Here is a 26,753-nt window from a genome sequence, read left to right on the forward strand (position 1 = left end):
ATCGTGTTCCAAGCCGCGTATGCCGACGCCTGCGATACGCTTCCCATCCGAGGAAATACAGCAAATTCAAGCAGAAAGCCTACCCGCGCACAGGTCTCGAGTGACTTTCTTCATGGCTTGTGGAAGCGCGTTCCCGACCGCCGTCTTCGGCACCAGAAAAGCGATGCTATATAGCTAAGCGCTCGCGGCAGAAAATGTCGAGCTGCGAAAGGCGGATGGTTTCGCTCACCGCCGACGTGCTGCCGACGAATTCGTCGATCAGGAACGCCACGTAACCGCCAGTCATCTTGATGATGGCGATTTCACAGCTTCTTGAGGGCTTGTTGCCCATCTTCGTCGCCAGATCGTAGACCGGCACCAATTCGCCACGATATGAGGTATGACCGAGCGCGCGGCGCGTATCGTCACTATTGCGAAGCGGGCGCCAATTATCTGCCCGAGCGACAATCGTGCCGTCGATGAACGTGCATAAGGTGTCGTGCACGCGGACCGCCGTCGCTGCACGGCGCCGAAGAAATGCTGATAGAGGCATTGAGCACTTTGTCCCCTCTGGGACTCCCCGTTCAAAAGTGCAATCGTCTGAGGCGAAACCCATTCTAGGATGCCTCGGCACTGTCATGGTGCCGCCGAACCTTGTTCAGCCAGACACGTCGATAATAGAGCTGTCGTCTTGATGACCGCTTTTAGGTTTGTCTAAAATTCTAACGAACGTATGTTTTTCGGCCGAGCATCGGGCTGAAAGGATGATGAAAATCCGGGAATTGAAACAACCGGCGTTTAGCTGTGCCTGCCGCGTCGAAAGGGCCGGACGAGAAATTCGGTCAAGTTTTGGGGCTCTCGAACATTGGGCAGTCCGACATCGGGCCATTCCGTGGCCTTCGGATAATAGGCGGTTCCGAACAGAATGTCCCAGATTGCCGAGCCGCTGCCGAAGTTCTTGTTGAAGTGCTGTCGCTCGACCGAATGGTGAATGCGGTGAAAGCGGTTGTCGGGAAAGACGTAACGAACCCAGCCCAAGTTCAGCCGCGTCGAGCTATGCTCGAAATAGCCTTGCCAGCGTACGAAGAACACCCAGATCCAGGGAACATAGTCCTGTTCGAAATCGAAGAGCAGCGAGACGGGAATGATCAGGAACGGAATCCTGAAGATCTCCTCGCTGAAATGGTGGTTGCTGTTGAAGGCGCTCATTTCCTCGAGCGAATGATGCTCGGCATGGAAGCGCCAGAAGAAGCTGTTGCTATGCTGTAGCCTGTGGAACCAATAGTAGAAGAACTCGCTGACCTGCAGAACGAGAAAGGAAGCAGTTATGGCACCCAGCAGATGCAGTGGCCATGCATTCGTAAATTTCGAGAGGAACGTCAGGTCGATCGCAAACAGCGGCTTTATGCCGATGGCCGCCCAAAACCAGTAGAAGAGTGTCAGGCTTGCCTTGGTTATGAGGATGTTCGTCACGCAGAAGATGGCGCCGCGAAGTCTCGATACATAGGTATAGCGAGACTTCGGAAAGATGATCTCTGCGGCGAGCAACAGGAACGCGACCGGAAGAATGCGATCGGTATACTCCTCCATGAAATCAAGCAATTGAAGCAAATTTTCCATTGTCAATTTGCTGTCCACGGAACGAGGGAGGAGGCGGTACCCCTCCCTTACCCGGGAACGGCGGTCGCTTCAACGTGATGATTAAAAACTGGTTAAAGGCATGCCGATCGGGTTGGAGAGACGTTAAACACGTTCCGGATCGTGCTCGATCGCGATTCAGCTTATGGCGCGGCTGTGGACTTGGAGGACGTACGCGACCTGTCGCGCCATTCGAGCGGCGTCGTATCGGTGACGCGCCGGAACTCGCGATTGAAGTTCGACTTGGTCTGAAAGCCGACATCGAACATGATTTCCGTCACCGGCTTCCCGGTTTCGGCCAGCAGCGTGCAAGCCTCAGCGATCCGGTACTCGTTGACATATTGCGAGACGTTCTTGCCGGACGCGCGGTTGATGGCTGCGGAAATCTGCCGGGCGGGAATCGCAAGCTTGCGCGCCAGCCGGTCGAGATTGAGATCGACATCGCGATAGGCGTGCCTTTCCTTCATCAGTGTCTGTACGGCATCGAGCGTCTGGGTGTCCTGTAGGATTTCAGGCGGCTGGACAGCTCCTCCCGTGTCGATAGGCGCGTGGCTGCGGCTGGCTGCAGCGGCGGCGATGGCCAGGATGGCCAGTCCCACGAGATTTCCGAAGGTGATAACCTTCAATGCATATTCACCGCCGGCCCAGGCAAAGTCCAGCCAGATGAAGGTATCAACCATCGCCGATAAAAGAAGAGCGCCGGCGGCAAAGAGGACTGCCCGATAGGTCGGGCCGGCATTTTCGAATGGCGCGAAGCGAAGCGCGTCCGTGCCCGAGCGCATGAGAAGCAGGATCGCCGCGGCATAGCCGACGTCGATCAGTACGATGGCGATATCGATCGGGTCGCGCCACATCGCGATCAGCACGATAATGAGCCCGGCCGGCAGCGCATGCAGACAGACCTGCTGAAGCGAGGAAAGCGAGCTTTTGCGCACCAGTCTGGAGACGCCGAGGTAGGCAAGGGGCGGCACCATCGCGGCTGCCACCGGCATGACATACATGGCGGGCTGAACGGCATAGCCCCACCGCAGACCGGAAAGCGTGGACTGAAACGCACTGAGAAGGATCAGTGCCTGGAAAGGCAAATTGGGTGGTGCCTCATCGTCGCGAGCTTTGACGGCTGCAAAGAGAGTGACGAGCAAAATGGCGACGACAAATGGAAATGGAATGAAGAGCATTGATCGGTTCGTGAAGGATTGGCAGCGCTTTTCCAGCCGATCATGCCGAAAGATAACCCGCACGGCGACCTCAATCATGTTTGAGGTCATCAAAATGCTGGGGAGGGGCGCCGGTCGGAACGAAGGCGGTCAATTTCGGTCGATCCCTCTACCCTATCCTGTTCGCTTCAAACCTCCGTGACTTCCTTTCTCAGATGCCGTGCGCAGAGGAGCGAAACAACATAGGTGCGTTCAAAAATGGACGCAGACAGGCGGATCGATTCTCCTTAGCGTTGGCGTCAATCGTGCATTCGGCGCCCTGGTCGATAATGGCTGGTCCCCGTAGCACGATCCGGCAGAATCCGCCTGCGCATGCCCGGTCGCGGCGCAGATGCATTGCCCTTAAGGCCGCGCGCAAGAAATCCTGAGCGGACCCTGGCGTCATAGCCAGCAGGATGATCTGAAACGCTGCGGCTGATGGCCCATCCAATGCGGCTATGTCGGCATTGAAGCCATAGCGACTGCAGCTCGATTCTCTCGGGCCGCGTACCCCTTATGCTGTTCGACTTCATGGCGTCGGAGTCCTTGCGTCAGTCTCTCGACCTATATGGGATTCCTCTTCGAGCGCAGCTTCGCCGCCCGAGGTCTCAGCCAAAGCGGCGGCGGCAAGGTACGGACGACGAGCCCGCATATCATTCAACGAGAAAAAGCAATCACTATGAGATTTTAATTTCTTCGCGCATTGCGCCGAATGGAACGGCTATGCATGTCGAGCCATTTTTGCGTGACAGCCAGTTGTCGAGATTGGAGCGCGAAGATGTATTTCGAATTGAAGGATACCACGGCTGATCTTCTGGCCAAGTGTCGCCGTCACGAAGAGCTTTGCGATCTTCCGCTCGATCTGATCGCCTCGGAAGATGAGGCCTATGACATCCAGGCCGCGGCGCAGGATGCAATCGGCTTTGAGCGCAAGGGCTATGCGATCGTCGGCACGAACGATCTGTCGTGCCGGATGCTCGGTCTCAAGGGGCCGATCTATTCCGAAATCCCGTCCGCGGCCCTGCAAAAGAGGGCGCAAAGCTTCCGTCTGCCGCCGGGAACCATCGGAATACAAAGTGAGTTCGTTTTCACGATGCTGAGGCCATTTCCGGACGAAGGCGAGCAAATCTCCGTCGATAGCGTGGCAGAGGCGATCATGAGCTGCCGCCCTGCAATCGGGGTCGTCGGCCGCCGGACGCGGCAAGCGTTTGCCGGCGCAAACGCTGCGATTGCGGATTTCGGCCTGCATGTCGCGACGCTCTGCGGCGACCATGCCGCAAATGTGGACATCGGCGCTCTTTCGAGAATCGAGGTTACGGCGTTTCTGTTTCGGCAGACCATGGTGTCCGGCAGCTCGTCGGCGGTCATGGGCAATCCGCTGAACGCGGTTGCGTGGCTTGCCGCGGCGCTTGCTGCAAAGGGCAGGCGGCTCGAGCCCAGCGATATCGTGGCGACCGGCTCCTGCACTGCGGTCCTCCAGGTCCGCGCCGGCCAACATCTGGCCGTCGACTTCGGGCCGCTCGGCCAGGTCGAATGCGTCTTCAATTAAAATGAATCAACAGCCGAAAGGACAGATAATGTGGCCGCAGCGAAAGCCATTCGTGGTCGAAATCAAGAAAAACAGGCGCACCCGCTCAAAATCCTCTCTTGAGCAAGCAAAGCGTGAGAGCATGAGCGCGCAGAAAGGTGCTGTGGCGAGCGCGGGCCTGATCCCTCAGCGTGGAGATCGGGGCTGATGGTCCGTCGGAACATTCCTCACGAATATTTCCTGCTATCCGCTACAAGGGAGGAAGGCCCTGTTGTCGGCTATGTCAACGGCAAACCGATTTCTGCTGCCGTCGTGGACAGAAACGGCAGCCGCTATCGGTTCGTCGGCGTTGCCATGCGGGATCGCCAGGGCAGGCTCGATGTCCTGGCGCTCAGGCAGGGAGAATGGATCGTCGCGCCAGATCTGATCTATGAGGCGGCAGCCTGATGCCGAGCCTCACAGGCGTTCCATAGCATCAGCTCCCGGTCGAATATCTCAGCCTCTTCGGCGACTTCCATCTGGTGTTTGATCTCGATCAGAATGCCGTGGATATGATCTCAGGCGATCATATAGCCGCCATCGATCGGCATGGAGATGCCGTTCACCATGGCCGCCGCGTCGGAAAGCAAGAACAGGATCACTTCCGCAACCTCCGCCGGTTCGACAAAGCGGCCGGCCGGAATGCGATCGCGCATGGGTGCTGCCTTTTCGGGATCGCTCCATGCCTTGACCGCCATCGGTGTCAGCGTCACCGTCGGGTGCACGCCGTTGACGCGAATACCCTTGGGAGCCAGCTCCCGGGCCATCACGCGCGTCAGGCCGTCCAGGCCGCCCTTCGATGCGCAATAGGACGCATGATCCGGTATGCCGATAAAGGCGGCAATGGAGGAGACATTGACGATTGCGCCGGGAAGGCCTTTGCCGATCAATGAGCGAGCGAATTCCTGGGCCACGATCATCGGCGCGCGGGTGTTGACCGCATGCAGGTGGTCGAAGGCTTCGACCGTGGTCTCAAGGAACGGCTGCAGCTCGGTCGTGCCTGCGCAGTTGACAAGATAATCTGCCGGAAGCGAAGCGATTGCTGCCTCCCGTGTTCTATCGGCGTCGGCAAGATCGACCTGAATGGCTTCGCAGCCCAGCTGATCATGCAAGGAAGCGACGTCCGCTGCGCTTCTGGTCAGTGCCACGACATGCGCACCGCGTTTTACCAGCATTTCCGCCGTCACTCGGCCGATGCCCTTGCCAGCGCCGGTGACGATCACTCTCTTGCCTTCGAAACTCATCGGAACTTCCTCTTTCGATCTCCTGCCTGTTTCCCAATCGAAGAGGCGAATGCGGCGGGGGTCAATATGAAAATGCAGCGTTCTATCCGAAGCGAACCGAATTTCTCCGCGAGCGAAGGCATCCGCAAACAGCACAAGCCGCTGAATTTCACGGTGTCTGTTTCGGCGATCCATAATTGCCGCGTCGAAGGGTCGCGCTCGCAAGCCGCTGGAATCGTGCTTGAATTCATCGCGAATGCTGAAAGTGTGACGAAGAGAAGAATGCTTCTGGTCGAACGTTCAACGCAGCATATATGTTTCGCCAGCGTCTCTTTTTGCTGGAAAACAATCAGTCTTGCGGTGAGGGTGGAGCGCAGCGACAGGCCGCCGCAGGCTGAGAACAACAGAGATCGAAAGCAGGATTGCAATGAGTTCAGCACTGGCACCCGACCAGCTTGGCCCAACGGTCTGCGTCGGGGAAATCCTCGTGGAAATCGTTGCCACGACGGTCGGCAACGGTTTCATGGATGCACAGCCGCTCGTCGGACCGTTTGCCAGCGGCGCGCCGGCGATCTTCATTTCCCAGTGCGGGCGGCTTGGCGGCAGCGCGGCGATGATCGGCGCTGTCGGCACCGATGATTTCGGCCGGGTGAATCTCGAAAGGCTCAAGGGCGACGGCGTCGATATCTCGGCAATATCCATCGACCCGGACTATCCGACCGGCAGCGCCTTCGTTCGCTACCGCAAGGACGGTTCCCGCGACTTCGTTTATAATATCGCGACGTCCGCGGCTGCTCGCTTTGGCTGGAGCGAAGGCGTCCGCAATCTCATCGGCCGTGCCGGACACCTGCATGTGATGGGCTCGGCGCTATCCGTTCCGAGCGCGTGTGAGGTGATCGACAAGGCAGTCGATATCGTCAAGGCCCGCGGCGGCACGCTTTCCGTCGATCCGAACATTCGCAAGGAACTCAAGCTCGACGAGGCGACCGAACGGCGGTTTGCCCGGCTCGTGGCCAAAGCCGATTTGCTGTTGCCCTCTGGGGAGGAGCTTGAACGTGCAGCCGGCGTCGAGGGCGAAACCAATGCGATCCGCCGCCTGTTTGAAATCGGAGTCAAGGAAATCGTACTGAAACGCGGAGTTAATGGCGCGACTTATTACAGCAGGGTAGGCGAGCGCATCGATGCGCCGGCCTTCATCGTCAGGGAAATCGATCCGACCGGCGCCGGAGATTGCTTCGGCGGTGCCTATCTCACCTGTCGTCGTCTGGGCATGTCGGCGGCAGACGCCCTGACCTATGCGGCTGCGGCAGGCGCGCGCAATGTCACCGTTGTCGGCCCGATGGAGGGGGCCGGCACCCGAGAGCAACTCGACGCGTTCATCGCAGCCACGAAAAGGCGTTCCTGACGCAGATCCGTTTCGGCGAAGAGGTGGTGGTTGGAGGTCAGGCTGTTCGATGATGATCGCTCCATAGGCGCGATGGACCTGATCGCACTGTGGATGTCGCAGACTATCTCGAGCTTTGCCAATGATTGCCCGGTCTGCAGTGCCGGCAAATGATAGCTGTTTTGATCTAAGGAGGAGAAGACGATGGACGAATTGAAGGGGAAAATTGCCGCAGTGACCGGTGCGGCGTCAGGGATCGGGCTGGCCTCGACGGAAGCCATGATTGCGGCGGGGGCAAAGGTCATCCTCGTCGATCGCGATGAGAGCGCATTGGCATCGGTATGCGAGCGCCTGGGCGAACTTGCCATTCCGCTTGTCGTCGATCTGCTCGATGCGGAGCAGTGCGCCGGGCTGCTGGAGGGCATCCTTGCCAAAGTCGATCATCTCGACATCTTTCATGCGAATGCCGGCACCTATATTGGCGGTGACCTGGTGGAAGCCAATCTCGATGCCATAGACAGGATGCTCAACCTCAACGTCAATGTCGTCATCAAGAATGTCCGCACCGTCGCGCCGCACATGATCGAGCGCGGGACGGGTGACATCATCGTCACGAGTTCGGTCGCCGGGCATTCGGCAATCCCTTGGGAGCCTGTCTATTCGCCCTCGAAATGGGCAATGACCAGCTTCGTCCAGGCCATGCGGCGCCAGCTTCTGAAGAGCGGTGTTCGGGTCGGCTCTGTCTCTCCGGGCCCGGTCATCAGCGCCTTGCTCGCCGATTGGCCCGAGGAAAATCTGCGCAAGGCCAAGGAAGCCGGCGCCTTGATCGAGCCCAAGGAAGTCGCCGATGCCATCATGTTCATGCTGACACGTCCGCGCAACGTGACGATCCGCGACGTCGTGGTTCTGCCGAGCGCCTTCGATATCTGAGGAGCAAAGCCATGGGCTATCAGAAGAAATTCCGGCTGGATGGCGAGCGGGCTGTGGTTACGGGCGGCGGCCGCGCCATCGGTCTTTGCTGCGTAGAGGCCCTGGCTGAAGCTGGCGCTGCAGTCGTCGTCATCGAGCGTGACGAGGCCGATGCGCGGGGAGCTCTCGCCTTGCGGGACAAGGGTTACGACATCGATCTGCGGATCGGCGACGTCACGGACTCCGCGCGAATGGAAGCGATCGCGACGGATCTTGCCGATGGTGGCCGTGCCGCGACGATCCTGGTGAACAATGCCGGGATCGGCCAGAGCGGCGTACCCTCGCAGGATGTCAGCGACGCCGATTGGCTGCGAATGATGGATGTCAATGTCAATGGCGTGTTCTGGTGCTCGCGCGCCTTTGGTCGTCACATGATTACTCGGAAACGCGGCGCCGTCGTCAATCTCGGCTCGATGTCCGGCATCATCTGCAACAGGCCGCAACCGCAGACGCCATACAACGTTTCCAAGGCGGCGGTCCATCATCTCACGCGGTCGATGGCGGCGGAATGGGCAGAGCATGGCGTCCGGGTGAATGCCGTCGCTCCGACCTATATCGAGACGCCTATGGTGATGGCGGTCGAGGCCAATCGTCAACGCATTCCGACCTGGCTTGCCGATACGCCGATGGGGCGGATGGGAACGCCAGAGGAAGTCGCCAGCGCGGTTCTCTTCCTTGCATCGGACGCTGCGAGCCTGATGACGGGCGCGATCGTCAACGTGGATGCCGGCTTCACCTGCTGGTAGGCCTGCCCCGCGTCGGAGCGCATTCCCTCCGCGTAAAGCCGGTCGGCGGAACCCATGCTACACCGCTTGCATTCGGCTGTGGCGTACCCTTTTGCCGCCGGCAGAGGTCTCACATTCCGGGAGCCGGCTGACTATATATAGCCGGAGCGGTGATCCTGGCGAGGGGCGAGCATCCTCGTAGTCGCGTTTGAGCTTACTCAACCTTGATGTCGCAAATGATCTGGATATTTTACCAGATTAAGTAGTACGCTTTCGATGCCCATACCGGTACGGGATTCGTCGCTGCCCTCGGGCCAGGGGGATCACCGTCAAGGAAACGATAAGCAGGTAGTTGTCATGTTCCTAGAAGCAGCCCTTTCTCGCTTGATCAAAATCGGAACGCTTACGGTCACTTTTCCGGACGGTTCCATGCGCAGTTTCGGTACGGGATCGGAACCGCGCGCAGCGATGAAAATCAATACCGCCCGTGCAAAACGCCGTCTGCTCCTCAATCCGGCCCTGGCGCTGGGTGAAGGCTACATGGACGGCGAAGTCGAGCCGGGATCCGGCGATCTCTATGAAATGGTGGACCTGCTTGCCCTCAACTTGATGGAAGGGGGGAGCCATCCTTTTGAGAAGCTGATGGAAAAGATCCGCTGGCTGCGGCGAAATCTCGATCAATTGAATTTTGCCGGTCGCTCGAAGCGCAATGTCGCGCATCATTACGATCTCGACGCACGGCTCTATTCGCTGATGCTGGATGAGGACCGGCAATATTCCTGCGCCTATTTTCCCGTCGGTGACGAAACGCTCGAGGAAGCTCAGCTCAAGAAGAAGCGGCATATCGCATCGAAACTCATGCTCGATCGCCCGGGCCTCGAGGTTCTGGACATCGGCTGCGGATGGGGCGGCATGGCGCTCTATCTCGCCAGGGAATTCGGTGCTCGGGTGACGGGTCTTACGCTTTCCGAGGAGCAATTGCTGGCTGCACGAGCCCGCGCGAAGGACGCAGGGCTGGAGCATATGGTCACGTTCGAGTTGCTGGATTATCGCTCCTGGACGCGTCCGGTCGACCGCGTCGTCTCGGTCGGCATGTTCGAGCATGTGGGCATCAACCACTACAAGACCTTCTTCGACAAGATCCGCTCCGTGCTCAAGGAGGATGGCGTCGCACTGATCCACGCAATCGGTCGGGCCGATGGTCCAGGCAGCACGAATCCGTGGATTGCGAAATATATTTTCCCCGGCGGCTATTCCCCGGCGGTCTCCGAAGTCCTGTCCGTGGTCGAGAAATCTGGTCTCTGGACGACCGACATCGAGATCCTGCGGCTGCATTATGCCAAGACGCTCGAGCAGTGGCGCGACCGCTTCATGAAGAACAGAAACACCTTGGCCAAGCTCTATGACGAGCGGTTCTGTCGGATGTTTGAATTCTACCTCGTCGGATCCGAACTTGCCTTCCGTCGCATGGGTCACATGAACTGGCAATTGCAGCTGACGAAGAACGTTTCCGCCCTACCATTGGCCCGTGACTACATGGTCGATATCGAGCGGGCGCGGGCTGTCATTGCCGAGCAGGGGAAGGCGGGGCCGATCGAAGCCGCGAGCGCGCGGGCAAGGCGAGATCTGACCTTGCATGACGAGCGCAAATCCCGCCAGCAAAATCAATCTGGAGCCGAGTCTTCGTGCAACCTTTAGAAACCGCTTGCAGCCCGGCATGAGGATTTGGCTGGACATGGGACACAATGTCTTGCCCGGCCATTCCTTCAGTAGCTAGCCGATACATATAGGCGCGTTGTGGCGAGCAGGCGTCGCGCCTGCAATTAGGGCGTTTGCGCGTCGGTATGGCTGCAAACGCCCGATATACTCGCGCAAATGCAACATCCCTGTGGCTTATGGCCCACACTCGTCGATTGAGTTTGTATGGTGATGGTATTGGCGAACTTGTCATCATAGGTCTCGAGTGGCTATGAGGTCATCACCACTTGATGATGAGACATGTCGCCTCTTTCGGCCTCATCCGTCGAAGAAGCGATATCAATATACGGGGTTTGTTAGGACAGGAATGCGCTCAACCAAGAATGAAAAGACTCTTTCCCGGCGGGCTTTCATGCTGGGGTCTATCTCTGCGACGGCAGCGCTTGCGGGCTGTGCTACCACGGCCTCCGTTCCAACTCCCATTGCAGCTCCCGTTCGTATGCCGCCCGTCGTTCCTGTGGCGTCAGAACCTCAGAGCGTCACTACGCCCGATCTCGAACTCGAAGCACGCTATGCCTCCGTGGTCGATGGCGGTCATGTCATTCCGGCAGTTCCCTATCGCAAGCTGGACCCCAAATTCTATCGTCAGCGCGTTCCCGATCCGACCGGCGAGGCGCCCGGTACAGTCGTCGTGGATACGGCATCAAGATTTCTCTATGTCGTGGAGCGCGGCGGCACGGCCATGCGCTATGGCGTCGGCATCGGCCGCGACGGCTTCGCATGGCAGGGCGAAGGGATCATTCATTGGCGGCAGCATTGGCCGCGCTGGAAGCCGCCGGGCGACATGATCGCCCGCAAACCGGAACTCGCGAAATATTCCGTCGCCAATGGCGGTATGGACCCGGGCATCAAGAACCCGCTCGGTGCCCGCGCGCTCTATATCTTCCAGAATGGCAAGGACACGCTCTACCGCCTGCATGGTTCACCGGAATGGCGCTCGATCGGCAAGGCAGCGTCGTCTGGCTGCGTTCGACTAATCAATCAGGACGTCATCGACCTCTACGAACGCATTCCATACCACGCGCGTATCGTTGTTCATCAGACGCCGCTTCAAAGCAAGGCGATTTCTGCCTGAGTCAAATCGGCTCCCTTGGAAAGGGGAGCCGATGCTTCGGCGCAATGGAGTGCCGTATTACGGAAGACGGCTGCGCTGCTGACTTTGACGCTGGGCCTCCTGAGCAGCCTTGAGCTGCGCCTTCGTATACATCAGCGCATGTTCGGCGAGATCGCGGCCATCGTCCCAGAGGTTGCGCCAGATGCCGAGAATGCCTTCGAGCGGCTGGCCGACGACGCGCGAGGAGAAGGATTCGAACGTAATGGGTCCTTTATAGCCGGAACGGACGAGAGCCCTGAAGACGCCGGTAAGATCGATCGTGCCCGAGCCCATATAGCCGCGGTGGGAATCGCCGGTGTGGAAATATCCAAGGTAGTCGCCGGTTTCGAGAATGGCGGCCTGAATATCGGATTCCTCGATATTCATGTGATAGACATCGAGATGCACCTTCACGTTCGGCATGCCGATGCGTTTGCACATCTCCACGGCCTGGGCGGCCGTGTTCAGCACGTTGGATTCATAGCGGTTGACCACCTCCAGCACTAGCGTGATGTTGCTTTTCGCTGCCGTTTCGGCCACCTGGCGCAGGATGTCGACCGATTGCGCGACGCCGGCAGCCGTCGTCGGCTCGGTATATTTGCCGAAAGCCGAATGCAGGATGCCGCCGATATAGTCGCCGCCACAATCGCGGCAGACGGCGATCGCCTGTTCCAGCTTTTCCTTACCGCGCCGGCCCTTCTCCTTGTCCCCGCTTGAGATGTCGGTTTCAAAATCGAGACCAAGCGAGAAGTTGATGCCGATGCCGCTCTTCTCCAGCTGCCGGCGGGTGAATTCCGGATCGATCAGGCTTGGATCGAGCGCCGGAGCCTCGATGAAATCGTAACCCACCTCGGCGCTTTTTGCGATTGCGCGGGCGCATTCGTCGCGGCTCCAGCCGGCCTCCCATACCAGCGCGTGAACTCCTAGTTTGTTCATGCTCGTCCTCCCGATTTCGTGGATGCAAAAAATATTTGCTGCAATGCGAAAGACATGAATCGTTTTATACTTGGAAACGCTCACGTTGACACTGCATCTATGCTGGTATAGCTTACAATAAAACGTTTCACCAGAATTTTCGTAGTATCAATCTAAGATTGTTGAAGGGAGGGCAGAATGTCGAAGTCACGAACCCCTTCCATCAAGATGGTGGCCGACAGGGCAGGCGTCTCGGTGGCAACCGTTTCGAATGTCCTCAATGGCAAGCCCACGGTCTCTCCGGATTTCGCCAGGCGCGTGAACGACGCGGTGCGTGAGCTCGGCTATGTCGTCGATCTCGGCGCATCGCGGCTGCGCTCTCGCAAGGCGCAGCTTGCCGGCGTCGTCGTGCCGGATCTGACCAATCCGATGTTTGCCTCTTTCGTTTCCACGCTGGAGCATCTGGCGCGTCTCGACGATTACGATCTGGTGGTCGTCTCCGCGCGCAACAATGCCGAGGAGGAGGCCGATCGGCTGCGCAAGATCCGCTCCTGGCGGCCGGCCGGCCTGATCGTCATTCCCTGCGATGGCGCCATTGCCGAGCGCTTGCCGAATGGCTTCTTCGCGCCGGTCGTGCTTGCCGACCGCATACCGGATGCTGCGGGCTTCGATCTGATCGCGGTCGACAACAGCGCAGCCGCCGGCGCGATCGCCGCCCATCTCGACAAGCAAGGTTATGGTGATTGCCTGGTCCTTGGCAGCAGTCTTTCGATCACCAATGTTCGCGAACGCTGGGAAGGCGTGCGAGCTGCGGCCGGCCGTATGCATGTCGAAATGCTGGAAATTGGCATAGACGATGTCAATGGCGCGCAGCGCCTCGAGGAGCGGTTGCGTCGGCGCCCTTTGCCTGGCGCGTTGTTTTCGCTCGACCATGGGACGACGCTTCTGACCTACCGCACCATGGCCGAGATCGGGCTTTCCGTGCCCGCCGATCTCGCCTTTGCAAGCTTTGACGATATGGAATGGATGCGGCTGGTCGCACCTGGCATTACGGCGGTGCGTCAGCCCATCGAGGAAATGGCCGAACAGGCCTGGGCGCTGCTGTTGCGACGCATGACCGGCTCTGCCGGAAAACCGGTTACGCGGCGTCTGCGCTGCGCCGTCGAGATCCGCGGTTCGACGCCGCGGAGCCCGCTTGAGGAGGCGGGTAACACGAAACTGGGAGGAGAAAAATGGACGTTACAAGACGAACCCTACTCGCCGGAATAGGCGGGGCTGTCGTCGCTGGCACTCTTGGCGGCACGATCGGTGTCGCACAGGCGGCCGAGCCGCAAGTCGGCGTCGTGGTCAAGATCGGCGGCATTCCATGGTTCAATGCCATGGAAGTCGGCATCAAGAAGGCGGCGCCGGAATACAAGGCCAATGCCTGGATGGTCGGGCCGACCCAGGCCGATGCAGCCCAGCAGGTGCGCGCGATCGAAGATCTGATCGCCCGCAAGGTCGCCGTCATCGGCATCGTGCCGAATGATTCCGCTGCCCTCGATCCCGTTCTCGGCCGTGCGCGGGCCGCAGGCATCAAGGTGCTGGCCCATGAAGGGCCGAACCAGAAGGAAGCTGATTGGGACTTCGAGCTGACGACCATCGAAGGCTATGGTCAGGCCCATATGGACTTGCTTGCCAAGCAGATGAGTGAAGAAGGCAAATACATCGTCTATGTCGGATCGCTGACGGTTCCCCTGCATAATGCCTGGGCCGATGCCGCGATCGCCTATCAGAAGCAGAAGTACCCGAAGATGGAAATGCTCGGCGATCGCTTCGGCGTGGCCGAGAGCCTGGATGACAGCATCAAGACCACGCAGGATCAGCTTCGCGCTCATCCGGATCTCAAGGGTATCCTGACATTCGGCTCGCAAGGTCCGATCGGTGCGGCGCGCGTTCTCGACGACCGCGAAAAGGCGAAGTCGATCGTGCTGGTCGGTGGCTTCTCGCCGGGGCAGGGCGTCAAATATGTCAAGTCCGGCACCATCCGCGGCGGCTTCATCTGGAATCCGATGACGGCGGGCGAAATCTTCGTCCAGCTCGCCTCCCTGCTGGCGGCGGGCAAGGAGCCGACCGACAATATGGAGCTGACCGGCGTCGGCAAGGTGCGTGTCTATCCGGACAAGAAACTCATCCAGGCCCAGAAGCTCGAGTCGCTCGATAAGGAAAATATCGACCGGCTCGTAGCGCTTGGTCTCTAAAGCATTTCCAGGAAAAGTGCGCAGCGGTTTTCCGTCCGGAATGCGTAAGGAACCAAGAGGATAGAGCTTTCCCGCGATTCGAAGAAAAGTGGAAAAGTTCTGACTGTTCCTCCCGAGGGCCGGCGGCAGGCTTCAAGCCGCCGCCGGCCGATTCATGGCAATCGGAGTGGATCGATGAGCGATGAAATTCCGTTTCTGCGTTTGACCGGACTGTCGAAACGGTTCGGCGGCGTGCGGGCATTGGAAGAGATCGACTGGGATGTGCGGTCTGGCGAGATTCATTGCCTGGTCGGCGAAAATGGCTGCGGCAAGTCGACCCTCATCAAGACCGTAGCCGGTGTGCATCCGCCGTCGGCTGGGATGATCGAGATCGAGGGCGAGTCGGTTCTTCCGCTTGATCCCGCACGCGCCAAGGCTCTGGGGATTCAGGTGATTTTCCAGGACCTATCCCTGTTTCCCAACCTGTCCGTTGTCGAAAATGTCGCCATAGAAAGCCATCTCGACCGGCTGGTAAAGCCGGTCAACTGGAAGCAAATGCGGGAGAAGGCAAGCGCTGTCCTTGCAAGGCTCGGCTTTGCGCTCAACCTCGATCTCGTAGTTTCCGATCTTTCGGTGGCCGAGCGCCAGATCGTCGCGATCGCACGCGGCCTGGCAGCCGAGGCGCGACTGATTTTCATGGACGAACCGACAGCGTCGCTGACGCGGGCCGAGGTCGACCGCCTTTTGGGGATCGTCGGCCGCCTCAAGGCGGACGGTATCGCCGTCGTCTTCGTTTCCCACCGGCTCGACGAAGTCGTCGAGATCGCCGAGCGCGTCACCGTCATGCGCGACGGCCGCAAGGTCGGCACCTGGCCCGCCGATCAAATGAATGAAAAGAAGATCGCTCATCTGATGACGGGGGTCGATATCGATCACGCGATCGTTGCTCGCAACATGGGTGAGGCGGCGCCTATTCTGGAAGTCCATGGTTTGTCGCGCCGCGGCGAGTTCGCCGATATCGATTTTACTCTCCGTCGTGGCGAGGTGCTTGGGATTTCCGGATTGCTGGGATCGGGCCGAACCGAGCTTGCGCTGACACTGTTCGGCATGCATCGGGCCGAAAGCGGCAGCATTCGCCTTGAGGGCAGGGAGCTTGTGCTCCGCTCCAATCGCGATGCCGTACGCGCCGGCATCGCTTATGTCTCCGAGGATCGCTTGAGCCTCGGCGTCATCCTGCAGCAGTCGATCGGCGACAATATCATGCTTGCCGTCATGAGGGGTATGGCAAGCCGGCTGGGGCTCATTCCCGATAAATCCCGCAGGCAGCTCGCCGAGGATTGGATCAAGCGGCTCGCCATCAAGGTTCCCTCGGCCGATCGCGCCGTGCAGACCCTTTCGGGCGGCAATCAGCAACGTGTCGTGCTGGCGAAGTGGCTTGCGACGCGACCGAAGGTGCTGATCCTCGATTCCCCGACCGTTGGCGTCGACATCAAGAACAAGCAGGGCATTTACGATGTGGTGGCCGATCTGGCGCGCCAAGGCGTCGCCATCATCCTCATCTCCGACGAAATCTCCGAACTCTTTGCGACTTGCGATCGCATCCTGCACATGCGCGCCGGCCGCATCGTCGGCGAAGCGGTGCCGGGCGACGTCAGCGAGGCCAACATGAAGGAGCGCATCTATGCGTGAGCACAGTCAAACGGCCGGACCATCCTTTGTCGCGCAATTGAAGCGGCGTCCCGAAGCGTGGCTCCTGGCTGTCATTGCCGCAGTCGTGATCGTCTTTTCCATGACGGCGCACGATTTCCTGACGCTCGCCAATATTATCGATCTGCTCGAAACCTATTCCGTACAGGCGATCATGGCGATGGGCCTCTTCGTCGTGCTGGTTTCGGGCGGCATCGACATATCCTTCGCGGCAACCGCCTCCGTGGCGCAATATTGCGCGGCGCTGCTGGCAACACAGTTCGGCTTCTCCGCGCCCGTCGTCATTGGCTTTGGCCTGGCGATCGGCGTCGGTCTCGGCTGCCTGAATGCACTTCTGGTTCATTATGTGCGCATCACCTCGATCATCGCCACGATCGCCATGATGAGCGTCAGTTTCTCGCTGCTGATGTATTTCTCCGGCGGCAAGTCGATCTATACATTGCCGGATTGGTGGACGAACCGCATCGTCTTCTGGCGCATGGAAACGGCATCCGGCGACATCGTTCGCGTGACGTTGCCCATCGTCGCCATGGTGGTGGTGACGCTGTTCACCTGGGCATGGATGACGCGGTCTTCCGTCGGGCGGCAGCTTTATGCGATGGGCGGCAATGCGGAGGCAGCGCGACGGATTGGCATGAATATCGGCCGGCTGCAATTCGTCGCCTATGGCTATCTCGGGCTGATGGCGGCGATTGCCGGCCTGCTGCAGGCGCACCGGGTCGGCGAAAGCGTGCCCAACGCCATGTACAATACGGAACTTGCGGTACTGTCCGCCGCCGTCTTGGGCGGTGCCAGCCTGACCGGCGGCATCGGCACCGTGCCCGGCGTGCTGCTCGGTATCGTGCTTCTGGCCGTGCTGCAGAATGGGCTCAACCTGCTCGGCGTCTCCTCCTATTTCTTCCAGATCGTCATCGGCATCACCATCCTGGTTTCGACCTCGATCACCGTCATCAGTTCGCGGCCAAGCCGTCGCCATCGCATCATTGCGGGAGCGTCGTCCAATGGCTGAACCTTCGCTTCTTTATAACCTCAACAGCAGCCTCACAGACCTTATGACGCGCATGCGGTCGGGCATTCCCGGCGCCCATACCGGGCTTGTCGTCCTTCTGGTCTTTCTGGTTGCCGGCTTCTCCCTGTTCATTCCGAATTTTGCCTCGCTCGGCACGCTGCAATCCTTCATGTACCAGCTGCCGCTGCTAGGCCTTCTGTCCCTGGCGATGATGGCGCCGTTGATCACGGGCGGCCTCAATCTGGCGATCATCGCGACGACCAACCAATGCGCGCTGCTGATGGCCTTCATCATGCAGAGCCTGATCACGCCCGATAGCGGCACGGGGAAGGCGCTCGCCGTGATCATACTGGCGCTTCTGGCCGGCCTTGTGCTCTGCCTGCTCATCGGTCTTATCACCGGCGCGCTCGTTGCCTATACCGGCGTTCACCCGATCCTCATCACGCTCGGCACGAAATCGCTGATCGACGGCATCAGCATCTATCTAACCCGCGGCATGGCGCTCTCAGGCATACCGGACGGCTTCAGCCGCATCGGGACGACGACGATAGTGGGGGTGCCGCTGATCTTCCTGCTGCTGATCGTGGTTGCTGTCATCGTCAGCCTCATCTTGCGGCGTACCGCCTTCGGCATCGCCTGCGCCATGATCGGCTCCAATATCGAAGCGGCCCGCTATTCCGCCATTGATACGCGCCGCGTGCTGGTCGGCGTTTACGTCATGTCGAGCCTGATCTGCTTCTTCGCCGCGCTGGTCATGCTGGCGACCTTCAACTCGGCAAGCGCGGATTACGCGCAATCCTATCTGCTGGTGACGATCCTTGCGGCCGTGCTTGGTGGCGTCGATCCCTTCGGTGGCTTCGGTACGGCCGGCGGGTTGATGCTGGCGCTGGCGATCCTGCAGGTCATCTCCTCGGGCTTCAACCAGTTCGGTCTCAGCAATTACCTGACCGTCGCGATATGGGGCGGCATCCTCATCTTCGTCGCTGCGGTTCAGACGGCGCGGCCCTACCTGATGTGGCTGCTGCCGACACGTTTCTTCGGTCCCAAATGAGCGTCGTTGCGGTTTTCGACATCGGCAAGACGAATGTGAAGCTTTCGGCGGCAACTGATGACGGCCGCGTACTGGAAACGCTGTCGACGCCGAATAGCGTGAAGGATGGTCCGCCCTACCGCCATCACGATCTCGACAATCTGGAGGACTGGCTCGTCGATAGCCTGACGGAGCTGGGACGCAGGCACGATATAGGCGCGATCATTACCTGCGCGCATGGGTCCGGCGGTGTGCTGGTCGGCGGACAAGGTGCTGCAATGCCGATGATCGACTATGAGCAGCCGATCCCCGCAGATGTCGATGCGCGGTACAGGGCAATTGCCGGCTCCTATCGCGAGAGGGCAAGCGCCATCATGCTGGGTGCGGCGCATCTGGCACGGCAGATGTTGTGGCAGGAAATGTACTGGCCGGAGACCTTTGCGGCGGCCAGCGCCTATCTCGCCACGCCGCAATATTGGGCGTTCCGCCTGTCCGGCGTGCTGGCGAGCGAAGTGACGAGCCTTGCGGCGCAGTCTCATCTGTGGGCATCGGCCGACAGCCGGCCGGCATCGCTCGTTGCAAACCGCGGATGGCAGCGTCTCATGCCGCCGATGCGGCGAGCGTGGGAAACGCTCGGCCCGTTGAAGCCCGAGCTCGCCAGACGCAGCGGCCTGAAGGCGACGACGCGCATCCTGTGCGGCGTGCACGATTCCTCGGCCAATCTATACCGCTATCAGGCGGCCGATCTTTGCGATTTTACCGTTGTTTCCACAGGCACCTGGATCGTTGCATTGACCGATGGCGGCGGTGTCGATTTCAGCGTCGAGCGACCCGGCCATTCCTGCAATGCCGATGTCTTCGGCAACCCGACACCGGGTATGCTGACCATGGGCGGCCGGGAATTTTCGACCGTCGCCGCAAAGGCTTCAGGTCCCGCCTCATTGCAGGCACTTCGGATGATCGTGGCGTCAGCTACCTTTGCACTGCCGACATTCGGCTCGGATGACGGGCTCTTTCCCGGCACGGCCCATCGCGGCCGTCTTGAAGGCCCGCTTGCGGAGGAGGAAGACGTCCGGTTCACGCTCGCAGTGCTCTATTCGGCGCTGCTGACCGCGGCCTGCATTCAGGACCTTCCGCCCACAGAGACGGTGGTGCTCGACGGCAATTTCGTCGTCGATCCCCTTTATGGCGCCATCGTTGCGGCCTTCCTGCGTGATCGACGCGTGCTCGTCAGCCGCAGCACGACCGGAACGGCGACGGGCGCCGCCATGCTGGCGTCTCATGAAAGGCGTGCTTCGCCTGCGACGCTGGCGGCCGAAGCACCTGATATCTCCGGCCTTCCCGAACTTTCATCGTACCGGCAACGCTGGCAAACCCTGATCAAGACAATGGAGTGAGATCGTGACGACTTATGACGACAATACCCTGCGCGAAGACATGGTGGCGATCTGCCGCCGGATGAATGCATCCGGTATCAACCAGGGAACGGCCGGCAACGTGTCGGTGCGAAATCCCAAGGGATTTCTGGTCACGCCAACCTCTCTGCCCTACGACATGATGCAGCCAAAGGACCTGGTGCAGATGTATTTCGATGGCAGCTACGAGGGTGAGCGCCGGCCATCGTCTGAGTGGCGGTTCCATCGCGATATTCTCGCATCTCGCAAGGATATCGAATGCGTGCTTCATTGCCACTCGGTCTATGCGACCACGCTTGCCGTGCATCACAAGACCATTCCGAGCTTTCATTATATGACGGGTGTCGCGGGCGGCACGACGATCCGCTGTGCGCGTTACGCCACCTTCGGCACGCAGGCTCTTTCCGATGCGGCGATCGAAGCGCTGCAGGACAGGCTTGCCTGCCTGCTCGGCCAGCACGGGCAGATCTCGCTCGGCAAGACTCCGGCTGCTGCCCTTGCGCTTGCCATCGAGGTCGAAACCCTCTCGCGCCTTTATGTGCAGGCGCTCACACTCGGCGAGCCGCCCATTCTCGATGACGAAGAGATGGCACGCGTCATCCAGCAGATGAAAAACATGAGCTATGGACAGGCACCGGATCTGGATGGGGTCAACGATGTGGCAAAGCGACGGCAATAATCCCTAGCCGCCTTCAATCGTCTCGCCGCGAAGTCTTGACATGTATGCGACTGAGTAGCACCTTGGACGTCTGAAGGAGATTGTCCCGTGAGCGTGAAGTCGTCGATATCGTTGACCGATCAGCAGGATGCATTTGCCCGCTCGCTTGTCGAGACGGGCCGCTATTCCAGCCTGAGTTCGGTTCTCCAGCAGGGCCTGGAACTGCTGCGGCAAAAAACGGAAGCGGAAGCGGCCGAGACGGAAGGGCTGCGCAGGCTCATCCAGCGCCGCGTCGACGGACCGAAGATCCCGGCTCAGGACATGGAAGAGCGAATCGAGAGCATGATCGAGCGCAAACGGCGAGCTCTCCGTGTGGAGCCTTGAATATTCCAGGGATGCCGATCTCGATTTCGAACTGACCTTCGATCATCTGTTTGCGGCCTATCTCGATCTTGGAGACCCGTCCGGGGAAGCTCTGGAGCGCGCGGCCAGCCGTATTCGCGAACTCCGTCTGGAGATCGATCGGTTGGTCGAGACCCCATATATCGGAACATTGCGGCCGGATATCTATCCGAGCATCCGTTTCCTGCGTCGCGACAAGGCGGCCGTCTGGTTTCTGCCGATTGAGGAGAGCCGGACGATCGTCGTCGCGGCGATTTTCTTCGGCGGTCAGGATCATATCAGGCGGATGCTGGCGCGCATGCTGCAGCGATAATGCTCCAATCGTCCGCTCGAATGGGGTTTCCGACTTCGAGCCAAGCCATCGGTTCTTATCGGTTGCGACCCATTGGCAGCGTCCTGATGCCACTTCGGCAATCTGTGTGTAATGTAGCCGCAATCTTTGGCTGTCAGTGGGGGCGAAGGATGGCAACCGCCGTTCTTTGGGGAAAAGTCATTGCGAATTCTGCTGCTTGAGGATGAGCCCGAAATGGCCCGCGCGCTGCTTGAAGCGTTGCGACGCCGCGATGTGCTCGCCGACCATGTCCGGACGATTGCGGATGCCGATGCCATGGCCCGCGTCGGAACCTATGACGTCCTCGTGCTGACAGCGCTCGGCAGCGTCGATCACCGCGTCGACGGGCTCGACAGCGGTGCCGACGACTATCTTGCCAAGCCTTTCGCGATCGAGGAATTGCTGGCGCGCTTGAGAGCTCTCCAGAGACGAGGGCCGGCAGTTTCCGACAGATATCTGACTTTCGGCAATCTGAGCGTCGATCCGAGAACCAATGAGATCTTCGTCGGCAGCGCGCTTATCGACTTTCCGCGGCGCGAATATCTGGTGCTGGAGACGCTGATGCGCCGCCCGAACCGTATTGTCACGCGGCCGAGCCTGGTCGAGGCCGTGTACGCCCTTGAAGACGAGATCGGCTCGAATGCCTTGGATGCGCATATTTCACGCATTCGAAAGAAGCTGCTTCTAGCCGAGGCCACGATCGAGATAAGAGCGGTACGCAACATCGGCTATTTGATCCGGGCGAAGGCATGAACCTGGAGCGCAGCCGATCATTACGCTGGGGGCTGATAAAACGCCTGATCGTCCTGCAGGCCTTTCTTCTTGTTCTTTTCTTCGTCCTTCTCGTCGCCTGGCTCTGGATCATCAATCCGGAGCTGGAAGATGCCAATGAAGAGGCTGTCCGCGTTGTCGCCCAGCAGATTACAAGGAATGATGACGGACAGTTGCAGGTGGCCGAGACGCAGGAGGTCGCAGAGCTGAAGCGGCGCTATCCCGAACTCTGGTTCATGATCCGGGACAGCAAGGGAATACTCTTTCAATATGGAGAGATACCGGCGGCCGCGCTCGATGAGAGCTTCCCGTGGACGATAGATCGGGCAAGGGTGGAGGCTGGCAATGGAGCACATGCTACCGTGGAGAACCGGGAGACCTCGGTCGGCAAGCTGCAGATTGTCGCGGCGACTGAGCGCGGCTTTAACAATGACGGCTTGAACGTGTGGATCAATATGCGGGTCGACGTTGCCAAAGGTCCCAATGGCGAAATCCATTGGCTCAACGTCTTGCCGGCTCTGGCATTCCTGATCTTCATCGGCGTCTTTCCCATACTGGCGGTGACCGGCGTGGCGACGCTTCTCGTCACGCCGCGTGCCGTCGGCCGGTCGCTGAGCGGGCTGGTGGAGACGGCAACCCAGGCGCAGGCGATCGACTTCGACAGCCGTTCGGCCCGCCTCGAGCGCTCGAAGGTGCCGACCGAGATCATCCCTCTGGTCGATGCGTTCAACCATGCCCTCTCAAAGCTGGATGAAGGGTATAACAGGCACAATCGCTTTCTTGCCGATGCCGCCCATGAGCTGCGGACGCCGATCGCGATTGCACGGACGCGAGCGGACCTTCTCCCCGAGGCCGAAATCAGCCAGCAGGTGCGCAATGATATCGACCGGCTGTCCCGCGTCGCCCATCAACTCCTGGAGATGCAGGCGATCGGCGCGGTCGAATTGCGCGCGGAGAAGAAGGATCTGAATATGCTGGTCGAAAACATCGCCGCCGATCTTGCCCCGATTGCGATGGATGCGGGCTATGATTTCGACTTCGAGCCGAGCTCCGAAGAAGCACTCTTCGTGATCCAGACCTCGACGATCGAAATGGCTGTCGTCAACCTGATCCGGAATGCGATCGATCACGCCGGTGGAAAGGGCTCGATCATCGTCCGCGTCAGCGCCGATGGCGCGATCGATGTCTGCGACGAAGGTCCCGGCATACCGCTGGCGGAGCGCGATCGCGTCTTCGAGCCGTTCCGCCGCATCAACGCCAGCTCGTCCGGTGCCGGTCTGGGGTTGAATTTGGTCAAGAAGGCGGCCGAGCTCCACGGCGGGCGAGTTTCGTTCCCAGACACCGGCTGCGGTTTTTGCGTCCGCCTGCAGATCGGTTCCATCCCGCCGACTGTCGTAGTCGCAGACATGGGCTGGCGGCAGAAGCCGTAAGTGCCGAGCTGAAACGGCATGTGCCAGCTATTGCCGCGCAAAATCCTGAAACTGTTTTCATTTTCACAAGCGGTCGGGGGTTGGATATTCGATTTTCCGAAGCCGGGTTCCCTGATAGGGTCCGGGAGAGACAGCAACGGGATAGGGCATATTGAAACTTCTGTTATCGGCTTTGTTTTTCCTGACGGCTGTCTGCACTTCTTTTCTTGCCTTCGGCGATACAATGGACCTTCGACTGCACAAGGCTGCCGCAACGGGTGACGTTGCGGCCATTCAACAATTGCTCGATAGCGGCGCCGCCATCGAGGCGCAGGATGCAAAAGGCGCGACGCCGCTGCTTGTCGCGACACACGGCAACAGGGTGGAGGCCGCGCGAGCGCTGATCGAGGCGGGTGCCGACGTCAACGCCAAGGACAATATCGAGGACAGCCCTTATCTCTATGCCGGCGCTCGCGGCCATCTGGATATTCTCAAGCTGACGCTTGCCCATGGGGCGGATCTCAAGAGCATCAACCGCTACGGCGGCACGGCGCTTATTCCCGCCTCCGAACGCGGTCACGTCGAAACCGTCGACACGTTGATCGAGGCGGGTATCGATGTCGATCACGTCAACCGGTTGGGGTGGACGGCCCTGATCGAGGCCGTCATTCTCGGCGATGGCGGTTCGCGTCATGTTGAGATCGTCGGGCTGTTGATAGATGCCGGCGCAAACGTCAATCTGGCCGACAATGATGGCGTGACACCGCTGCAGCATGCCCGCAGTCGCGGTCATGCCGAGATCGTGAAATTACTGGAGGCGGTGGGGGCGACGTAACGAGGTGTTCCGACTTCCGGCACTATGCAATACCACGGGGAGGCATATGCCTCAGCCTCCCGAAACGATGAGAATGAAGGGCTTGGACAATGGAAAGAAAATACTACTCCTCTCTTGGCGGCCATCCGCCGCAGAGCGACTTGCTGACGGGGCGCGCCGTATTCACGGAGGCCTATGCGGTCATCCCCAAGGGAGTGATGCAGGACATCGTCACGAGCTATCTGCCCTTCTGGAACGATACTCGCTGCTGGGTGATCGCAAGGCCGCTCTCGGGGTTTGCCGAGACCTTTTCGCAATATGTCATGGAAGTGGCGCCGGCCGGTGGCAGTGATCGTCCGGAGCAGGATGCCGAGGCCGAAGGCGTGTTGTTCGTTGTCGACGGCGAGATCGAACTCACCTTGCCCTCCGGCAAGCATCTTCTCCAGCCGGGCGGCTATGCTTTCCTGCCGCCGGGCCTGAAATGGTCGCTGCACAACCGCTCCGGAGCTCATGCCCGCTTCCATTGGGTACGCAAGGCATATGAGGCTGTCGAGGGACTGGCTCATCCGGAGCCGCTCATTTTGAACGAGAAGGATATTGCGCCGTCCGCCATGCCGGGCACGGGAGGCGGCTGGGCAACGACCCGCTTCGTCGATCCGTCCGATCTGCGGCACGACATGCACGTGACGATCGTCACTCTTCAACCCGGTGCTGTCATTCCCTTCGCGGAAACCCATGTCATGGAGCACGGTCTCTATGTGCTGGAAGGCAAGGCCGTCTATCGCTTGAACCAGGATTGGGTCGAAGTCGAGGCCGGCGACTTCATGTGGTTGCGCGCCTTCTGCCCGCAGGCGTGCTATGCTGGCGGTCCAGGTCCGTTCCGCTACCTGCTCTACAAGGACGTCAATCGCCACATGACACTTCGTCCCTTCGGTTCGCGCCGTTAAGCCAAGCGGCTTTGCGACAAGCTCGGCGCCTATGGCGCCGGCTTTGATGTTCGGAAAAGATTTTCTGATACTTTAATGATGCTTGGGGTCTAAGTGACATTGCCTAGGGTAGGCGTTGAATATTTCAGCACTCGGCGATAGGTGTTCGGCCATACATTCCTGTCAGTTCCCGTCGTCCGATTTTTGCGCTTCGTCGCCGGCCGGCAGCCCGAGCTCTATCAGCGTTCGGCTGATGTCCTGGCGCGCGGCGAGGTAGATCGGGCTGGTATTGCGAGCGGGCAGGGCGATATTCGCGGCTGTCGAGCCTGGCCTCAATTCCAGCCCCTTCGCCAGAGCTTGTCTGGCTTCGTCCGTTCGGCCCAATCGGTGATAGGCGGTCGCCAAAAGCATATGCGCCCGGCCCGTCCCGGAGGTGATTGCGATGGAGCGTTGCAGCCATCCGATGGCATCTTCATTGTGATTGAGAAGGATGTCAGCCCATCCCGCGCCCAGCAGCCATGTCCAGCGAGACACCGCCGGCGTATCGAAGCGGTTCGCCAGCTCGAATGTCGCAAGCGCGTCTTCGAAACGTCCGAGCTGGATCTGTGTCAGGCCTAGCTGGAACAGCGCCGCGCCATCCCACGGATTGAGGCTCAACACTCTTGCGCAAGCCACAAGGCTTTCGGAAAACTGGTTCGTTGCGGTCAGAAAACGGCAATAGATGTCGAGCACCGGCAGAGAGTTCGGTTTTGTTCGCAGCGCGTGCTCGATCAGGGATCTTGCCTCGTTCTCTGCTGTCCTGCTCTCGGTCGGATCATACCAGCTGAGCTGAATGCCGCGCAGATGCAGCGTGGCAAGCGCGATCTGCAGATCGACATTCTCAGGCTGACCGCTCAGATATTTTTCAAGAATCGATCGTGCCGTCGCGAAGCGTTCCTTTGTCGTCTGATTGATTGACGCGGTTGCCTGTTGGATCGCGACATTGGCGGCACCGGCTAGGGCTGCAGGGCTACCTGCTTGTTCGAGTTTGTTGAGACGGCTGGCAACGTCGTAGCCGGCTCCCGCAGCGAGCCGCGAGGCAAGGCGTTGCGCGCTAGCTTCGGTGGCGTCCAGCGTCACCTCGGCGACCGATTCGATCTCACGGCTGCTCGCTTTGATGAGCCGTGTTTGAAGGATCCAGGATTGCGGGCTTCTTTGCAGCTCACTCTGCAAGAGAAAATCGGCTTCGCCGCTCGGTCCGGAGGTGGGTCTGGCGGCTGCCGCCGGGCTCTGCTCCTTCGGCGCTATAAGGCGGATATTGTCGATCGTGGCGAGACCGTTGATCATTTCTGCGGCGATGCCCTGCGCCAAAACGGCGCTCTGCGCATCGCCGACAGTATCGACAACAGGCAGAACCTCGATGACCGATTGACCCGATCCCAAGGCATCGCCGAGGCGAGAGGAAGATGCAGTGACGCCGATAATGACGGCAATCGTGCAAAGCATTGCCAACACGCCGAAGGCCAAAACCCTAGGCGATCCACGTCGACTCCGTGTCCCAGCGCCATTTGCCATGACACTTGCATCGGAGACCGGTATATCCCGCCCTGCAGGCTGCGGTGCCAAACTCTCCTGC

26 protein-coding genes are annotated in these 26,753 nt (G+C 59.7%); 20 read left to right on the forward strand and 6 right to left on the reverse strand.

Features of this window, described 5'->3' with window-relative positions; all coding sequences use genetic code 11:
• Positions 1-166 precede the first annotated feature (166 nt).
• The 3 genes from PH562_RS13675 to PH562_RS13685 form a co-directional block, all read right to left on the reverse strand.
• Positions 167-484 (reverse strand): chemotaxis protein CheW, encoded by a 318-nt coding sequence (locus PH562_RS13675; protein WP_285173653.1) that lies wholly within the window; start codon positions 482-484, stop codon positions 167-169.
• Between the two features lie 293 nt (positions 485-777).
• Positions 778-1,599, reverse strand: a complete 822-nt coding sequence (locus tag PH562_RS13680; RefSeq protein ID WP_285173654.1) for a sterol desaturase family protein — start codon at positions 1,597-1,599, stop codon at positions 778-780.
• Between the two features lie 161 nt (positions 1,600-1,760).
• The gene (locus PH562_RS13685; RefSeq protein ID WP_285173655.1) at positions 1,761-2,795 is read right to left on the reverse strand and encodes a helix-turn-helix domain-containing protein; all 1,035 of its coding nucleotides are present in this window, start codon (positions 2,793-2,795) and stop codon (positions 1,761-1,763) included.
• 796 nt (positions 2,796-3,591) lie between these two features.
• Between PH562_RS13685 and PH562_RS13690 the strand changes: the two genes are divergently transcribed.
• Both PH562_RS13690 and PH562_RS13695 read left to right on the forward strand, forming a co-directional pair.
• Positions 3,592-4,362: a hydratase gene (locus tag PH562_RS13690; protein WP_113228571.1), complete on the forward strand. Its 771-nt coding sequence runs from the start codon at positions 3,592-3,594 to the stop codon at positions 4,360-4,362.
• Between the two features lie 186 nt (positions 4,363-4,548).
• On the forward strand, positions 4,549-4,788 hold the full coding sequence (locus PH562_RS13695) for a hypothetical protein (RefSeq protein WP_285173656.1): 240 nt from the start codon (positions 4,549-4,551) through the stop codon (positions 4,786-4,788).
• A 110-nt stretch (positions 4,789-4,898) separates the two neighbouring features.
• Here the strand turns inward: PH562_RS13695 and PH562_RS13700 are convergent, their stop codons facing one another.
• The gene (locus PH562_RS13700) at positions 4,899-5,624 is read right to left on the reverse strand and encodes an SDR family oxidoreductase (RefSeq protein WP_113228886.1); all 726 of its coding nucleotides are present in this window, start codon (positions 5,622-5,624) and stop codon (positions 4,899-4,901) included.
• Between the two features lie 406 nt (positions 5,625-6,030).
• Here PH562_RS13700 and PH562_RS13705 point away from each other — a divergent pair, with 406 nt between their 5' ends.
• The 5 genes from PH562_RS13705 (at position 6,031) to PH562_RS13725 (ending at position 11,514) form a co-directional block, all read left to right on the forward strand.
• The gene (locus PH562_RS13705; RefSeq protein WP_285173657.1) at positions 6,031-7,008 is read left to right on the forward strand and encodes a tagatose kinase; all 978 of its coding nucleotides are present in this window, start codon (positions 6,031-6,033) and stop codon (positions 7,006-7,008) included.
• A 183-nt stretch (positions 7,009-7,191) separates the two neighbouring features.
• The gene (locus PH562_RS13710; RefSeq protein WP_285173658.1) at positions 7,192-7,917 is read left to right on the forward strand and encodes an SDR family oxidoreductase; all 726 of its coding nucleotides are present in this window, start codon (positions 7,192-7,194) and stop codon (positions 7,915-7,917) included.
• A gap of 11 nt (positions 7,918-7,928) precedes the next feature.
• On the forward strand, positions 7,929-8,702 hold the full coding sequence (locus tag PH562_RS13715; RefSeq protein WP_285173659.1) for an SDR family NAD(P)-dependent oxidoreductase: 774 nt from the start codon (positions 7,929-7,931) through the stop codon (positions 8,700-8,702).
• A 336-nt stretch (positions 8,703-9,038) separates the two neighbouring features.
• Positions 9,039-10,379, forward strand: a complete 1,341-nt coding sequence (locus PH562_RS13720) for an SAM-dependent methyltransferase (protein WP_113228577.1) — start codon at positions 9,039-9,041, stop codon at positions 10,377-10,379.
• 367 nt (positions 10,380-10,746) lie between these two features.
• Positions 10,747-11,514, forward strand: coding sequence for a L,D-transpeptidase (locus tag PH562_RS13725; RefSeq protein ID WP_113228578.1), 768 nt, complete (start codon positions 10,747-10,749; stop codon positions 11,512-11,514).
• A gap of 57 nt (positions 11,515-11,571) precedes the next feature.
• On the opposite strand, the gene PH562_RS13730 is transcribed toward PH562_RS13725, so the two are convergent.
• Positions 11,572-12,468 (reverse strand): sugar phosphate isomerase/epimerase family protein, encoded by an 897-nt coding sequence (locus PH562_RS13730; RefSeq protein ID WP_285173660.1) that lies wholly within the window; start codon positions 12,466-12,468, stop codon positions 11,572-11,574.
• Positions 12,469-12,645: 177 nt separating this feature from the next.
• Here PH562_RS13730 and PH562_RS13735 point away from each other — a divergent pair, with 177 nt between their 5' ends.
• From PH562_RS13735 to PH562_RS13795, 13 genes are all read left to right on the forward strand, one after another.
• Positions 12,646-13,716, forward strand: a complete 1,071-nt coding sequence (locus PH562_RS13735) for a LacI family DNA-binding transcriptional regulator (protein ID WP_285173661.1) — start codon at positions 12,646-12,648, stop codon at positions 13,714-13,716.
• On the forward strand, positions 13,680-14,687 hold the full coding sequence (locus PH562_RS13740) for a substrate-binding domain-containing protein (protein ID WP_285173662.1): 1,008 nt from the start codon (positions 13,680-13,682) through the stop codon (positions 14,685-14,687). Before PH562_RS13735 ends, PH562_RS13740 begins: the two co-directional genes overlap by 37 nt.
• A gap of 174 nt (positions 14,688-14,861) precedes the next feature.
• Positions 14,862-16,355, forward strand: coding sequence for a sugar ABC transporter ATP-binding protein (locus tag PH562_RS13745; RefSeq protein WP_285173663.1), 1,494 nt, complete (start codon positions 14,862-14,864; stop codon positions 16,353-16,355).
• Entirely contained in the window at positions 16,348-17,382 is a 1,035-nt protein-coding gene (locus tag PH562_RS13750; protein WP_285173664.1) for an ABC transporter permease, read from the forward strand. Before PH562_RS13745 ends, PH562_RS13750 begins: the two co-directional genes overlap by 8 nt.
• Positions 17,375-18,433, forward strand: coding sequence for an ABC transporter permease (locus PH562_RS13755; protein WP_285173665.1), 1,059 nt, complete (start codon positions 17,375-17,377; stop codon positions 18,431-18,433). The genes PH562_RS13750 and PH562_RS13755 overlap by 8 nt, the downstream gene beginning before the upstream one ends.
• Positions 18,430-19,809, forward strand: coding sequence for an FGGY-family carbohydrate kinase (locus tag PH562_RS13760; RefSeq protein WP_285173666.1), 1,380 nt, complete (start codon positions 18,430-18,432; stop codon positions 19,807-19,809). Before PH562_RS13755 ends, PH562_RS13760 begins: the two co-directional genes overlap by 4 nt.
• Before the next feature lie 40 nt (positions 19,810-19,849).
• Positions 19,850-20,506: a class II aldolase/adducin family protein gene (locus tag PH562_RS13765; RefSeq protein WP_095437691.1), complete on the forward strand. Its 657-nt coding sequence runs from the start codon at positions 19,850-19,852 to the stop codon at positions 20,504-20,506.
• An 87-nt stretch (positions 20,507-20,593) separates the two neighbouring features.
• Complete coding sequence (locus PH562_RS13770) at positions 20,594-20,869, forward strand: ribbon-helix-helix domain-containing protein (protein WP_095437326.1); 276 nt, start codon at positions 20,594-20,596, stop codon at positions 20,867-20,869.
• On the forward strand, positions 20,856-21,200 hold the full coding sequence (locus PH562_RS13775) for a type II toxin-antitoxin system RelE/ParE family toxin (RefSeq protein ID WP_285173667.1): 345 nt from the start codon (positions 20,856-20,858) through the stop codon (positions 21,198-21,200). The genes PH562_RS13770 and PH562_RS13775 overlap by 14 nt, the downstream gene beginning before the upstream one ends.
• A gap of 180 nt (positions 21,201-21,380) precedes the next feature.
• Complete coding sequence (locus PH562_RS13780) at positions 21,381-21,971, forward strand: response regulator transcription factor (RefSeq protein WP_285173668.1); 591 nt, start codon at positions 21,381-21,383, stop codon at positions 21,969-21,971.
• Positions 21,968-23,419 (forward strand): sensor histidine kinase, encoded by a 1,452-nt coding sequence (locus tag PH562_RS13785; RefSeq protein ID WP_285173669.1) that lies wholly within the window; start codon positions 21,968-21,970, stop codon positions 23,417-23,419. The genes PH562_RS13780 and PH562_RS13785 overlap by 4 nt, the downstream gene beginning before the upstream one ends.
• Before the next feature lie 223 nt (positions 23,420-23,642).
• The gene (locus tag PH562_RS13790) at positions 23,643-24,233 is read left to right on the forward strand and encodes an ankyrin repeat domain-containing protein (RefSeq protein ID WP_285173670.1); all 591 of its coding nucleotides are present in this window, start codon (positions 23,643-23,645) and stop codon (positions 24,231-24,233) included.
• An 89-nt stretch (positions 24,234-24,322) separates the two neighbouring features.
• Positions 24,323-25,159, forward strand: a complete 837-nt coding sequence (locus tag PH562_RS13795) for a bifunctional allantoicase/(S)-ureidoglycine aminohydrolase (protein ID WP_285173671.1) — start codon at positions 24,323-24,325, stop codon at positions 25,157-25,159.
• A 162-nt stretch (positions 25,160-25,321) separates the two neighbouring features.
• Here the strand turns inward: PH562_RS13795 and PH562_RS13800 are convergent, their stop codons facing one another.
• On the reverse strand, positions 25,322-26,623 hold the full coding sequence (locus tag PH562_RS13800; protein ID WP_285173840.1) for a tetratricopeptide repeat protein: 1,302 nt from the start codon (positions 26,621-26,623) through the stop codon (positions 25,322-25,324).
• Positions 26,624-26,753: the final 130 nt, after the last annotated feature.

It is taken from the genome of Rhizobium centroccidentale, assembly GCF_030182565.1.
Classification (GTDB): Bacteria; Pseudomonadota; Alphaproteobacteria; order Rhizobiales; family Rhizobiaceae; genus Rhizobium.